At 71.0% G+C, this 12,051-nt stretch carries 12 protein-coding genes; 9 read left to right on the top strand and 3 right to left on the bottom strand.

The genetic code is table 11. From position 1 onward, the window contains the following. Window positions 1–48: 48 nt before the first annotated feature. Together ELI80_RS00060 and ELI80_RS00055 are read right to left on the bottom strand one after the other, a co-directional pair. Window positions 49–999: a tellurite resistance TerB family protein gene (locus ELI80_RS00060; RefSeq protein ID WP_136648580.1), complete on the bottom strand. Its 951-nt coding sequence runs from the start codon at window positions 997–999 to the stop codon at window positions 49–51. 138 nt (window positions 1,000–1,137) lie between these two features. Further along, window positions 1,138–2,430, bottom strand: coding sequence for a glycerate kinase type-2 family protein (locus ELI80_RS00055; RefSeq protein WP_136648578.1), 1,293 nt, complete (start codon window positions 2,428–2,430; stop codon window positions 1,138–1,140). A gap of 140 nt (window positions 2,431–2,570) precedes the next feature. Between ELI80_RS00055 and tuf the strand changes: the two genes are divergently transcribed. The 3 genes from tuf to ELI80_RS00040 all read left to right on the top strand — a co-directional run bounded on the left by tuf (window position 2,571) and on the right by ELI80_RS00040 (window position 5,129). After that, a complete protein-coding gene (gene tuf, locus ELI80_RS00050; protein ID WP_136648576.1) occupies window positions 2,571–3,746 on the top strand; it encodes an elongation factor Tu in 1,176 nt (391 codons plus the stop codon). 601 nt (window positions 3,747–4,347) lie between these two features. Then, complete coding sequence (locus tag ELI80_RS00045; RefSeq protein WP_136648574.1) at window positions 4,348–4,725, top strand: hypothetical protein; 378 nt, start codon at window positions 4,348–4,350, stop codon at window positions 4,723–4,725. Beyond that, window positions 4,722–5,129, top strand: coding sequence for a GFA family protein (locus tag ELI80_RS00040; RefSeq protein ID WP_136648572.1), 408 nt, complete (start codon window positions 4,722–4,724; stop codon window positions 5,127–5,129). The genes ELI80_RS00045 and ELI80_RS00040 overlap by 4 nt, the downstream gene beginning before the upstream one ends. A 72-nt stretch (window positions 5,130–5,201) precedes the next feature. Here the strand turns inward: ELI80_RS00040 and ELI80_RS00035 are convergent, their stop codons facing one another. Continuing rightward, window positions 5,202–5,702 (bottom strand): DUF892 family protein, encoded by a 501-nt coding sequence (locus tag ELI80_RS00035; RefSeq protein ID WP_136648570.1) that lies wholly within the window; start codon window positions 5,700–5,702, stop codon window positions 5,202–5,204. A gap of 207 nt (window positions 5,703–5,909) precedes the next feature. Here ELI80_RS00035 and ELI80_RS00030 point away from each other — a divergent pair, with 207 nt between their 5' ends. The 6 genes from ELI80_RS00030 (at window position 5,910) to ELI80_RS00005 (ending at window position 12,020) form a co-directional block, all read left to right on the top strand. Then, a complete protein-coding gene (locus tag ELI80_RS00030; RefSeq protein ID WP_136648568.1) occupies window positions 5,910–7,769 on the top strand; it encodes an ABC transporter ATP-binding protein in 1,860 nt (619 codons plus the stop codon). An 84-nt stretch (window positions 7,770–7,853) separates the two neighbouring features. Then, window positions 7,854–8,645, top strand: coding sequence for a signal peptidase I (lepB, locus tag ELI80_RS00025; protein ID WP_136648566.1), 792 nt, complete (start codon window positions 7,854–7,856; stop codon window positions 8,643–8,645). Between the two features lie 10 nt (window positions 8,646–8,655). Next, window positions 8,656–9,342, top strand: a complete 687-nt coding sequence (rnc, locus tag ELI80_RS00020; RefSeq protein ID WP_136648564.1) for a ribonuclease III — start codon at window positions 8,656–8,658, stop codon at window positions 9,340–9,342. A 103-nt stretch (window positions 9,343–9,445) separates the two neighbouring features. Beyond that, on the top strand, window positions 9,446–10,411 hold the full coding sequence (era, locus tag ELI80_RS00015) for a GTPase Era (protein ID WP_136648562.1): 966 nt from the start codon (window positions 9,446–9,448) through the stop codon (window positions 10,409–10,411). Further along, entirely contained in the window at window positions 10,408–10,737 is a 330-nt protein-coding gene (locus tag ELI80_RS00010) for a DUF1491 family protein (protein WP_136648560.1), read from the top strand. The genes era and ELI80_RS00010 overlap by 4 nt, the downstream gene beginning before the upstream one ends. A 98-nt stretch (window positions 10,738–10,835) precedes the next feature. Beyond that, window positions 10,836–12,020 (top strand): efflux RND transporter periplasmic adaptor subunit, encoded by a 1,185-nt coding sequence (locus ELI80_RS00005; RefSeq protein WP_236641243.1) that lies wholly within the window; start codon window positions 10,836–10,838, stop codon window positions 12,018–12,020. Window positions 12,021–12,051: the final 31 nt, after the last annotated feature.

The following is a 12,051-nucleotide window of genomic DNA, read 5'->3' as shown; positions in this document are numbered from 1 at the left end:
GGATCACGTTCCGGTGAGAAACGTGCGCCCGGCGCTGCACGGTCCTAATCAGTCGAGGTTGCGGACCCCGACCTGTTCGTGGACGTCGTTGACGGCGTCCCGCTGCAGCCCCAGCGCCTGCGCCAGTTCGCGCAGGTAGCGCGCTTCGTCCTCGTGATCGAAGTCGATCGCCAGCAGCGACATCATGTAGACCTGCGTCTCAAGGCCGGCGGGCACGTCGCGGGCCAGCGCCTGAGCGTCCACCGGCGCGGCCATCTGGTCGCGGATGAACTGCCGGTCGTCCTCGTCAAGGTCGCCGATCTGGCTCAGCAGGCGCTGCTTTTCGGCGTCGTCGATCTTGCCGTCCGACTTGGCGGCCTGAAGCATCGCGCGCAGCATCAGCCCGGCGACCGCGTTCTGTTCTGGCGTCGGCGCGACCTCGGGCTCGTCCTGCGTGGCGAGCGACTGGTTGAACAGCTCTCCGAACGACTTGTCGTTGTCGGGTTGCGATCCCGCCTGCGCGCGCCCGCGCATCAGATCGCCCAGCATGCCCCCGGCAGCCGCGCCGCCCAGCAGGCCGCCGAGCATCCCGCCCGCGCCGCCCATGTTCGACCCGCCCATGCCGGTGCCGCCGCTGCGTCCCTGCGCGGCCCGGCGGGCATAGCTGTCGATCAGGCCGCCGAGGCCGCCAGACGCGCCGCCCGACGCGCCACCCATCTGCCCGCCATAGGGCCGCCCGGTGCCGGGATTGGCAGCCCGTCCGCCGAGGACCTGGCCCAGCATCCCGCCAAGCCCCCCGCCCGCGGCCATCCCGCCCAGCGTGCCGCCGCCCAGCCCGCCGGCACCACCGCTGCGGCTCCCCAGCAATTCGCCCAGAAGCCCGCCCCCGGTCGAATGGTTGGTCCGGCCCTGCTGGCTGTGCGCGCGGCCCTGCTGCTGTTGCTGCTGCATCATCGTGCCGATGCCCTTGGCAAGCATCACGCCAGCGGCGACTCGGGCGAGGGACTTCATCATCGACATCGGGTTGCTCCGTTGCAAGGGCGGCAGCGCATGGCGCGCACGAGCCGCAGGAATTCGGCGACCGAACGCCTCTTGCGCGGCGGCAGTTCCGGCGCGTCACCCCGACGGGCCGGGGGGCGGCCCGGGCTGCAGGTCGGGCTACAGGTCGGGCGGCAGGATCAGGATCGCGCGAAAATCGTTCACGTTCGTCAGCGTGGGCCCGGTCACGACCTGCCCGCCCACCGCCGCGAAGAACCCGTGCGAGTCGTTTCCGTCGAGCGCCGCGCCCGGATCGCGCCCGGCCCGCGCCGCCCGCGCCAGCGTGTCCGGCCCGATGACGGCGCCCGCGACCTCGGCCGCGCCGTCGATCCCGTCGCTGTCGCAGGCGAGCGCATGGATGCCCGGCGCCCCCTCCAGCGCGACGGCCAGCGCCAGCGCATATTCCGCGTTCGGCCCGCCGATCCCCGCCGCGCCCGGACGGCGCGTCACCGTCAGTTCGCCCCCCGACAGAAGCAGCAGCGCCGGATCGCCCGGCCGCCGCGCCGCCCGTTCCCGCATCGCCAGCGCGGCGTGGTCACGGGCGATGTCGCGCGCCTCGCCCTCCAGCCGGTCGCCGAGGATGCGGACCTCGCAGCGCGCCGCCCGGGCTGCGCCGGCGGCGGCCTCCAGCGACTGCGCCGGTGCGGCGATGACCCGGTTCTCGACGCGCGAGAGCCGGGGATCGCCGGGCGGGACCACCCCCGACCGGCCCTGCAGCGCCGCCGTGACGGGGTCCGGCACCGCCACCCGCCACCGGTCCAGCACCGCCAGCGCATCGGCGGGCGTGGACGCGTCCCCGACCGTGGGCCCCGACCCGATCATCGCCGGATCGTCCCCCGCAACGTCCGAGATCATCAGCGCCAGCATCCGCGCCGGGAACGCGGCGGCCGCAAGCTGGCCACCCTTCACCCGGCTCAGGTGCTTGCGGACGACGTTCATCCGGTCGATCGGCGCGCCGCTGTCCAGCAGCGCCGCGTTCACCCGCCGCTTGTCGTCCAGCGTCAGCCCCGGCGCGGGCGCGACCAGCAGCGCCGACGCCCCGCCCGAGATCAGCGCCAGCACCAGATCGTCCCCGCCGCACCCCGCGACCAGCGCCAGCATCCGCGCGGCCGCAGCCGCCCCGGCGGCGTCGGGCACCGGGTGCGCGGCCTCCACCACCTCGATGCCGCGCGTGGGCCGCGCGTGTCCGTGGCGGGTGATGACGAGGCCCTCGACCGGTCCCCACGTAGCTTCGACCGCCTCGGCCATCCGCGCGCTGGCCTTGCCGGCGCCGACGACGACGACGCGGCCCTTGGGGCGCGGCGGCAGGTGCGCCGGCACGACCCGCATCGGATCGGCCCGTGCGACCGCCGCGGCGAACAGCCCACGCAGCAGGTTCCCGGGATCGCCGGCCGGTGTTGCAATGTCGTCCATGACGCCCCCTCGCCGCGCCGCGGCATTGCTTGATTCGGTGCCGCGCGGCAGCGCTTGATTTTTCCCATGCCCGCTTATAAGTCGCGGCGATGTTTCTTCGAGGGGGCGGAGTCGCCGCCGCCCGTCACCAGGAGGCCATGATGGCAAAGGCAAAATTCGAACGGACGAAACCGCACGTCAACATCGGGACGATCGGCCACGTCGACCACGGCAAGACGACGCTGACGGCGGCGATCACGAAGTACTTCGGCGAGTTCCGGGCCTACGACCAGATCGACGGCGCGCCCGAGGAGAAGGCGCGCGGGATCACGATCTCGACCGCGCACGTGGAATACGAATCGGACACCCGGCACTACGCCCACGTCGACTGCCCCGGCCACGCCGACTACGTGAAGAACATGATCACGGGCGCGGCGCAGATGGACGGCGCGATCCTGGTGGTGAACGCCGCCGACGGCCCGATGCCGCAGACGCGCGAGCACATCCTGCTGGGCCGCCAGGTGGGCATCCCCTACATGGTCGTCTACCTCAACAAGGTCGACCAGGTCGATGACGAGGAGCTGCTGGAGCTGGTCGAGATGGAGGTGCGCGAGCTCCTGTCCAGCTACGACTATCCCGGCGACGACATCCCGATCGTGAAGGGCTCGGCGCTGGCGGCGCTGGAAGGCCGCGACGCCGAGATCGGCGAGAACTCGATCCGCGCGCTGATCGCGGCGGTGGACGAGTACATCCCGACGCCCGAGCGCGCCGTGGACCAGCCGTTCCTGCTGCCGATCGAGGACGTGTTCTCGATCTCGGGTCGCGGCACGGTGGTGACCGGCCGGATCGAGCGCGGCGCCGTCAACGTGGGTGACGAGCTCGAGATCGTGGGCATCCGCGACACCAAGAAGACGACCTGCACCGGCGTCGAGATGTTCCGCAAGCTGCTGGATCGCGGCGAGGCGGGCGACAACGTGGGCGTCCTGCTGCGCGGCATCGACCGCGACGGGGTCGAGCGCGGGCAGGTGCTGTGCAAGCCGAAGTCGGTGAACCCGCACACGAAGTTCGAGGCCGAGGCCTACATCCTGACCAAGGAGGAAGGCGGCCGCCACACGCCGTTCTTCGCGAACTACCGTCCGCAGTTCTACTTCCGCACGACCGACGTGACGGGCACGGTGAAGCTGCCGGAAGGCACCGAGATGGTGATGCCGGGCGACAACCTGAAGTTCGAGGTCGAGCTGATCGCCCCGATCGCGATGGAGGAAAAGCTGCGCTTCGCGATCCGCGAAGGCGGCCGCACCGTCGGCGCCGGCGTCGTGTCGAAGATCATCGCGTAAGCGGTGATCCGACGCGAGGACCGAGTGTCGAAGATCATCACGTGATGACGGCGGGGGCTCCCCCCCGCCACGACATCTCACCAGGTGATCCGGCAACGGATATCGAGGTGAAAGGCCCGTCCCGGAAGGGGCGGGCTTTTTCTTTGAGACAGCAGCCCTGCGCCCCTCAACTGCCTCCCGCAGCCCTGCACCCCGCCCGCTGAAGTGCCAAGGCTGAACAGCTGCGCGACGGCGCCCGGGCGGAGCCCTCTACCCGACACCTTGGCCCGTCCTGAACGCCGTCCGAACGTCGGATTGGTGCGCCATGATTGTCCGGCCGAGCCGCAGCCGCTGATCAGAGCGGCCAGGCTAACAACTCGGCAAACTCCATCGCCTGCACGGGTAAAGAAACCTGCTTCCCTGAACGCGTGACGCGGTACGGGGCGGCCCCGTCCGACAGCCACTTGCAAACGTCGCAGGGCCGATCCCGCCGAGAGTCCGGCAAAGGCCGAGCGTGTCGTCCAGCTGTATCTGCGGCACGCCCGACAGCGGCATGCTGCCGTCAACTGTCAGCAGCCCGCGCTAGGATCGCCGGGCTGACCGACAACCCGAAGGAGCAGGCATGATCGACGATATCGGACTACGCATCGCGGAGAGGGACGCGCCGCGGGCGTTCCATGACACGGCCCCCACGCCGCTCAAGACGATCTTTCCGACAGCAGTGACACACCACATCACCGGCGACCGTTGCGGCCATCTCGGTGATGGCCCGCACAACAAGCCGGTTTCCCGAGCCGGCCGTGCCGGTTCCGCGCCCGGCGGAGCCCAGGTTGCGTTCGCCGCGAAGGGCCGGGCCGGGTTCGGCTATTCCACGCAGCCGCGCTGGCGGCGGGCGGGCGCGCAGACGAGGCGCGCGTTCGTTCTCGACCCCGACCACGACAACGAAGCGGTGTTCCACGTCGCGACAAAAGCCTGCCCGGACCGCGTGGTGGCGGCATGAAGACCTATCACGGCAGCTGTTTCTGCGGTGCCGTCGCGTTCGAGGCGGACGGCGATCTCGCAGAGGGCACGATGCGCTGCAACTGCTCGTTCTGCCGCAAGATGCGTTGCTGGGAGATGCGGCTGCCCGACCCCGACGGGCTGCGGATCACGCGCGGTGCGGACGTGCTGGCGGAAACGCCGCGCAAGGACGACGCGGACCTGCACCACGTTTTCTGCCCCCGCTGCGGCACGCGGCTCTGGACCACCGGCGATATCGAGGCAATGGGCGGCCGGATCGCGCAGGTCTGCGTGTCTGCGCTTGACGACGTGCCCGAGGAGGAGCTGGTCGCCGCACCCGTCTGGTACGCCGACGGCGCCCGCGACGACTGGTGGTCCGAGGCGGCCGAGACCCGGCACCTGTGACCAGGAACCCTGTCCTTGAAACAAGGAAAGGCGCGCCGTTCCCGGCGCGCCCTGCTTCCCCCAAGGCCGGCCTTACATGGCGGCCTTGTTGACCCCGCCCTTGACGGCGATCTTCGTCATCGTCTCGTCGCCCTCGTAGGTCGAGGCGGTCGCGTCATCCAGCACCTTCACGTCGTCCTTGAAGTCGAGCCGCTTGGCCCAGGCCTTCAGCGTGCCGTAGCCCGTGATCGCATAGTGTGCGAGGCGCTGGTACTGGGCGATGATCGCCGCGTCCTGGGTGTCGTCATCCTCGAACCCGGCTTCCAGCGCGTGCTTGCGCGCCTCGGCGACCAGCCCCTCCATCCCCTTGCAGTGCTCGCCGGACGGATCCTCGTTGTGGGCACGCGCGAGCTTCTCCATCGAGGCCATCCCCTCGCGGGTGCCCTTGACGCTGGCTTCCAGCGCGCTTTTCAGGTCGGCGTTCTTGGCCGCTGCCGCCATCTCCTCGGTCACGGGAATCGACTGCTTGCAGGCGCTGTAGAGGTCCTTGATCCCGTCGAGGTAGAGGTCCTGGAGGTTCTTGATCGTCGCCATCGGGTTCGCTTTGCTCCTGTGCGAAACGGTTGCGTCGCCGCCCAACGCGGCGGCGTGGCAGTCGTTCCGGGCGGGATGCGCGGAACCTCGGCGCAGGCCACGCGCTTGACTCGCACGCGCTTGACTCGGTCGGGCGCAGCGGGCACCAACGCCCTCCCCACAAGCCATCCCAGGGCCGGTCACCGCCCGGTCACAGCCGAGGATCCCATGTTCCGCTGGTTCGAAAGCCGGATAGACCCCTATCCGCAGGACCGCCCGCAGATGCCGCCCCGGCGACTGTGGGGCTTCGTGCTGCATTATTCGCGCGGGACGATCGGCTGGCTCGCGGCGCTGGGGGTCCTCTCGGGGCTGATCGCGGCGGCCGAGGTCGCGCTGTTCGGCTATCTGGGCGAGCTGGTGAACCGGCTCGCCGACAGCGACCCCGCCACCTTCATGGCGGCCGAGGGGCGGCGGCTCGCCGCGATGGCCGTGGTGCTGCTGCTGGTCCTGCCGGGCATGAGCATCCTCAGCACGCTCATCATGCACCAGACGCTGCTGGGCAACTTTCCCCAGCGCATCCGCTGGCAGGCGCACCGCTACCTGCTCAGGCAGTCGATCAGCTACTTCCAGGACGAGTTCTCGGGCCGGATCGCCACCAAGCTGATGCAGACCTCGCTCGCCGTGCGCGAGGTCGCGATGAAGATCATGGACGTCGCGGTCTATGTCGTCGTCTATTTCGCGGGCGCGCTGTTCGTGGCCGCGCAGCAGGACGGCCTGCTGGCGCTGCCGTTCCTCGCCTGGGGGATCGGCTACGCGATCCTTCTGTCGTTCGTCATCCCCCGCCTCGGCCGCGCGGCCGAGGCGCAGGCGGGCGCGCGTGCGGGCATGACCGGCCGCGTCGCCGACGCCTACACCAACATCGCGACGGTGAAGCTCTTCAGCCATTCCGCGCGCGAGGAATCCTACGCGCGCGAGTCGATGGACGACTTTCTCCGGACCGTCTACCGGCAGATGCGGCTGTCGGCGGTGAACGACATCACGCTGACGATCCTCAACATGGCGCTCGTGGGCTCGGTCACGGCGCTCAGCCTCTGGCTGTGGCTGAACGGGCAGGCGGCGATCGGCGCGGCCGCCGTCGCGGTGCCGCTGGCCATGCGGATGAACGCGATGAGCCACTGGATCACCTGGGAATTCGCGGCGCTGTTCGAGAACATCGGGACGGTGCGCGACGGCATCGGCAGCCTCGCCCTGCCCCGCGTCGTCAGCGACGCGCCCGACGCCAGGCCGCTGCAGCCCGGCCCCGGCGCGGTCAGCTTCCGCGGCGTGACCTTCAGCTATGGCGGCGAGGGCGAGGGGCCGCGGATGGCGGTGCTGGACGACCTCACGCTCGACATCGCGCCGGGCGAGCGGATCGGCCTCGTCGGGCGATCGGGGGCGGGCAAGTCCACGCTGGTGAACCTGCTCCTGCGCTTCCACGACGTCGAAAGCGGGCGCATCCTGATCGACGGGCAGGACATCTCGAAGGTCACGCAGGAAAGCCTGCGCGCCGCCATCGGCGTCGTCACCCAGGACAGCAGCCTGCTGCACCGTTCCGTGCGCGAGAACATCGCCTATGGCCGCCCCGACGCGACCGAGGCCGAGATCGCCGCCGCGACCGAGTTGGCCGAAGCGCGCGAGTTCATCCCCGCCCTGCGCGACACCCAGGGCCGCAGCGGGCTGGAGGCGCATGTGGGCGAGCGCGGGGTCAAGCTGTCGGGCGGGCAGCGCCAGCGCATCGCGATCGCCCGCGTCGCCCTGAAGAACGCGCCGATCCTGGTGCTGGACGAGGCGACGAGCGCGCTCGACAGCGAGGTCGAGGCCGCGATCCAGACCCAGCTGGAACGGCTGATGCGCGGCAAGACCGTGATCGCCATCGCCCACCGGCTGTCCACCATCGCCGCGATGGACCGGCTCGTGGTGCTGGACGCGGGGCGGATCGTGGAAATGGGCACCCACGCCCAGCTTCTGGACCGCGACGGGCTTTATGCGCGGCTGTGGAACCGGCAGTCGGGCGGATTCCTCGGCGCCGATCAGGCCGCGGCCGAGTGACGCCGCCCCGCCCGGCCGCGCCTTGACTTTCCGGCCCGCCGCGCACCATGAACGCCCGACACGCACAGACGGCTCGGGGACAGGATGGCACGCAAGACCGCGAAACGCGAAGAGGGACTGTGGGAGACCGTCAAGACGGTGTTCTGGGCCCTCGTCATCGCCGCCGTGTTCCGCACCCTGTTCTTCCAGCCGTTCTGGATCCCGTCGGAGTCGATGAAGAGCACGCTGCTGATCGGCGACTTCCTGTTCGTCAACAAGATGGCCTACGGCTATTCCCGCCATTCCTGCCCGTTCAGCGTCTGCCCGATTTCGGGCCGCATCCTCGCGACCGAGCCCGAACGCGGCGACGTCGTCGTGTTCCGCCATCCGACGGCGGGCGTGGACTTCATCAAGCGGCTGATCGGCCTGCCCGGCGACACGATCCAGATGCGGGACGGCGTGCTGTATCTCAACGGCGAGCAGGCCGTGCAGACCCCCGACGGCACCTTCTCCGAGCCGAAGCTGCCGCAGGGTCCGCAGGCCAACGTGCCGCGCTGCGCCAACGACCCGGTGCCCGAAGGCGGCGACTGCCTGAAGCCCCGCGCGCGCGAGACGCTGCCGGGCGGCCCGTCGCACGAGATCCTGAACATCAGCGACGACTGGGTCGCGGACAACACGCCCGTCTACACCGTGCCGCCCGGCAACTACTTCTTCATGGGCGACAACCGCGACAACTCGGAAGACAGCCGCTTCCCGGCCGTGACCGGCGGGCTCGGGATGGTGCCGGCGGAATACCTGATCGGCCGGGCCGACCGGATCATGTTCTCGTCCGCCGGGTCGTCGCTTCTGTATTTCTGGACCTGGCGGGCCGATCGCTTCTTCAAGGCGGTGAACTGAGGGGCCGCGGGTGAAGCTGGCAGCCGACCTGCGCGCCTTCAGCGACCGCCTGGGCCACGACTTCGCCCGGCCGGACCTGCTGGTGCGGGCGCTGACCCACGGCTCGCTCTCGACCGCGACCCGGCCCGACAACCAGCGGCTGGAGTTTCTGGGCGACCGCGTCCTCGGGCTGGTGATGGCCGAGGCGCTGCTGGCCGCGGACCGCGCCGCGACCGAAGGCCAGCTCGCCCCGCGCTACAACGCGCTGGTGCGCGGCGAGACCTGCGCCGAGGTCGCGCGCGAGGTGGGGCTGGGCGACGTCCTGAAGCTCGGCCGGTCCGAGATGAAGACCGGCGGCCGCCGCAAGGACGCGCTTCTGGGCGACGCGATGGAGGCGGTGCTGGCCGCCGTCTACCTCGACGCCGGGTTCGAGGCGGCGCGCGCGGTGATCCTGCGGCTGTGGGGCGACCGCCTGTCGGGGGCCGAGGCCGCGGCCTTCAACCCCAAGACCGCGCTGCAGGAATGGGCGCAGGCGCAGGGGATGCCGCCGCCGCGCTACGAGGTGATCGACCGCTCCGGCCCCGACCACGCGCCCATGTTCCGCATCCGCGCCGTGCTGGACGACGGCCGCGCCGCCGAGGCGTCGGGCAGCGGCACCAAGCGCGGCATTGAACAGGCCGCGGCTCAGGCGCTGCTGGACAGCATCGAAGGCGAATGAACGCGCGCGCCCTGGCTGCGTTTCAAGTGATGATTGAGGCCGATCTTCCGGAAGCCGCGCGCGCCGCGGACCGCGAAGGCCCGGCACGACCGAGGACCTGCAGATGACCGACGACACCCCCGCGCCCGACAGCGCCCCCGAGATCACGCCGCAAGGCCCCACCCGCGCCGGGTTCGTGGCGCTGATCGGCGAACCCAACGCCGGCAAGTCCACGCTCCTGAACCGGATGGTCGGCGCCAAGGTGTCCATCGTCACCCACAAGGTCCAGACCACCCGCGCCCGCATCCGCGGCATCGCCATGCACGGGCAGGCGCAGGTCGTGTTCGTGGACACGCCCGGCATCTTCCGCCCGCGCCGCCGGCTGGACCGCAGCATGGTCGCCGCCGCATGGGGCGGGGCCGCCGACGCCGACATCATCGTCCTGTTGGTCGAGGCGCATCGCGGCCTGACCGACGGCGTCGCCGCGATCCTGTCCGACCTGCGCGAACGCGCGGGCAGGACCCCGGTCGCGCTGGCGATCAACAAGATCGACCGCGTGAAGGCCGAGGACCTGCTGGCGCTGTCCCAGAAGCTCAACGGCGAATACGACTTCGCCCGCACCTTCATGATCTCGGCCGAGCGCGGCCACGGCACGGGCGACCTGCTGGGCTGGCTGGCCCAGACGCTGCCCGAGGGGCCGTGGCTCTATCCCGAGGACCAGATCGCCGACCTGCCCATGCGGATGATCGCGGCCGAGATCACGCGCGAGAAGCTGACCCTGCGCCTGCACGAGGAGATCCCCTACCAGCTGACGGTCGAGACCGAGGCGTGGGCGGAACAGCCCGACGGCAGCGCCCGGATCGACCAGCTGGTCTACGTCACCCGCCCCGGCCACAAGGGGATCGTGCTGGGCAAGGGCGGCGAGACGATCAAGGCGGTGGGTCAGGCCGCGCGGGCCGAGCTGATGGAGTTCATGGGCCGCCCCGTCCACCTGTTCCTGCAGGTGAAGCTGCGCGAGAACTGGCTCGAGGAGCGGGAGCGCTACACCGAGATGGGCCTCGACTTCCGCGAGGGCGATCCCGACCGATGAGCGCGGCCCGGCTCGCGACGGGGATCTGGGTCGCGGCATACCTCGCCCGGCTGGGACAGCGGACGATCCCGGCCTATGTGATCCACCGGGGCGACGACACCGCGGGCGCAGTCGCGGTGAAGTCGGCGCGGCTGGACGGGACGGCGCAGCTGTGGCTGCGGGAATGGGACTTCCAGACCGACCTGCGGCAGTGGCGGGCCGTGCTGGAGGGGCCGGAACGCGACATCGACGCCCGTATCGCCCGCGAGCGCGCGCAGGACCGCGACCTGTGGGTGATCGAGATCGAAAGCCGCAGCGGCGAGACGCTGCTGGACGCGATGGAATAGCGGCTTTCCGCCACGATGCAGCGCTCGCGACGCAACGTCGCGGCAGTTTCGCGGCTCCCCGATTGACTCTGCCGCGTTTGCCGATCAGGATCGCCGCCGTGAAGATACCGACGCTCATCGCAGTGCTGACCGCGGCCGTTTTCCCCGCCCTGCCGACCCTTGCGCTGGCGCAGGCCGCGACGTCCCCACCGGCGGACGCAGCCACGCAGCCCGCAGGCCAGCCCCGGCCCGCGGATCAGCAAGCAGCTCAGCCCGCGCCGGACGGCGCGGCAGGCCCCCTGCGGGTCGAGGTCGTCACCGTGACCGAAGCTCCGGTCGTCATGGACTTCGTCCTGACCGGCGCGATCGAGGCGCGGGACAGCCTCGACGTCAGCTTCCGCATGGGCGGACGGGTGACCGAGGTGCTGGCGGCCGAAGGGGACCGCGTCTCGCAGGGCCAGCCGCTGGCGCGGACCGATTCCGTCCAGCAGGAACAGGCGCGGCGGGTGGCGCAGGCCTCGCTCGACAGCGCCGAAGCGGTGCGCGACCAGGCTTCCCTTGCGGCGGAGCGGGCGGTGGCGCTGCTGGAACGTGGCGTCGGCACCAGTGCCGCCCGCGACGCCGCGGCCGAACAGCTGTCCTCGGCCGAAGGCGCGGTGGCGCAGGCCACGAGCGCGCTGGAACAGGCCCGGCGCGCGGTCACCGACACCGTCCTGCGCGCGCCGCAGGACGCGGTCGTGACGGAACGCGCCGTGGACCCCGGCCAGATCGTCGGCCCGGCGCAGACGGTCATGTCGCTTGCGGTGCTGTCGGGGCTCGAGGCGGTGTTCCAGACGCCGAACTCGCCGCTTCTGGACAACGCGGTCGGCGCCCACGTGTCGCTGGAGCCGCTGGATTATCCCGACCGCCGGATGGTCGGGACAGTCAGCGAGGTCGCGCCGCTCGTGAACCCGGAAACCGGATCGGTGGAGGTCAGGGTGACCATCGACGACGCCGTGACCGACACCGCGCTTCTGGGCGCGGCGGTTCGGGGGGATATCAGGGTGCCGGCCGGCAGCGGGATGCAGGTGCCGTGGACCGCGCTGACCGCGAACGGCGCCGGCCCGGCGGTCTGGGTCGTGGCCGACGACGACACCGTGTCGATCGCGCCGGTGGCGATCGAGCGCTTCGAGGACGGGGTCGTCCTGCTGGAATCGGGGCTGCAGCCGGGCCAGCGCGTGGTCGGCGCGGGGTCGCAGATGCTGTTCCCCGGCCGGCTCGTCGTGGATGCGGCAGCCCCGGACGGGACCGCGGCCTACCGATGACACCTGCCCGCCCCACCCCGGCCCGCCCCAC

It is taken from the genome of Paracoccus aeridis (genome assembly GCF_004923205.2).
Lineage (GTDB): Bacteria > Pseudomonadota > Alphaproteobacteria > Rhodobacterales > Rhodobacteraceae > Paracoccus > Paracoccus aeridis.
The sequence above is the reverse complement of the archived record's forward strand: the minus strand, read 5'-3'. Positions and strand labels throughout refer to the sequence as shown.

Excerpts from the sequence above, each read along its gene's own strand:
- ELI80_RS00060 (WP_136648580.1), bottom strand. The coding sequence starts at position 999 with ATGTCGATGATGAAGTCCCTCGCCCGAGTCGCCGCTGGCGTGATGCTT.
- ELI80_RS00055 (WP_136648578.1), bottom strand. The coding sequence starts at position 2,430 with ATGGACGACATTGCAACACCGGCCGGCGATCCCGGGAACCTGCTGCGT.
- tuf (WP_136648576.1), top strand. The coding sequence starts at position 2,571 with ATGGCAAAGGCAAAATTCGAACGGACGAAACCGCACGTCAACATCGGG.
- ELI80_RS00045 (WP_136648574.1), top strand. The coding sequence starts at position 4,348 with ATGATCGACGATATCGGACTACGCATCGCGGAGAGGGACGCGCCGCGG.
- ELI80_RS00040 (WP_136648572.1), top strand. The coding sequence starts at position 4,722 with ATGAAGACCTATCACGGCAGCTGTTTCTGCGGTGCCGTCGCGTTCGAG.
- ELI80_RS00035 (WP_136648570.1), bottom strand. The coding sequence starts at position 5,702 with ATGGCGACGATCAAGAACCTCCAGGACCTCTACCTCGACGGGATCAAG.
- ELI80_RS00030 (WP_136648568.1), top strand. The coding sequence starts at position 5,910 with ATGTTCCGCTGGTTCGAAAGCCGGATAGACCCCTATCCGCAGGACCGC.
- lepB (WP_136648566.1), top strand. The coding sequence starts at position 7,854 with ATGGCACGCAAGACCGCGAAACGCGAAGAGGGACTGTGGGAGACCGTC.
- era (WP_136648562.1), top strand. The coding sequence starts at position 9,446 with ATGACCGACGACACCCCCGCGCCCGACAGCGCCCCCGAGATCACGCCG.
- ELI80_RS00010 (WP_136648560.1), top strand. The coding sequence starts at position 10,408 with ATGAGCGCGGCCCGGCTCGCGACGGGGATCTGGGTCGCGGCATACCTC.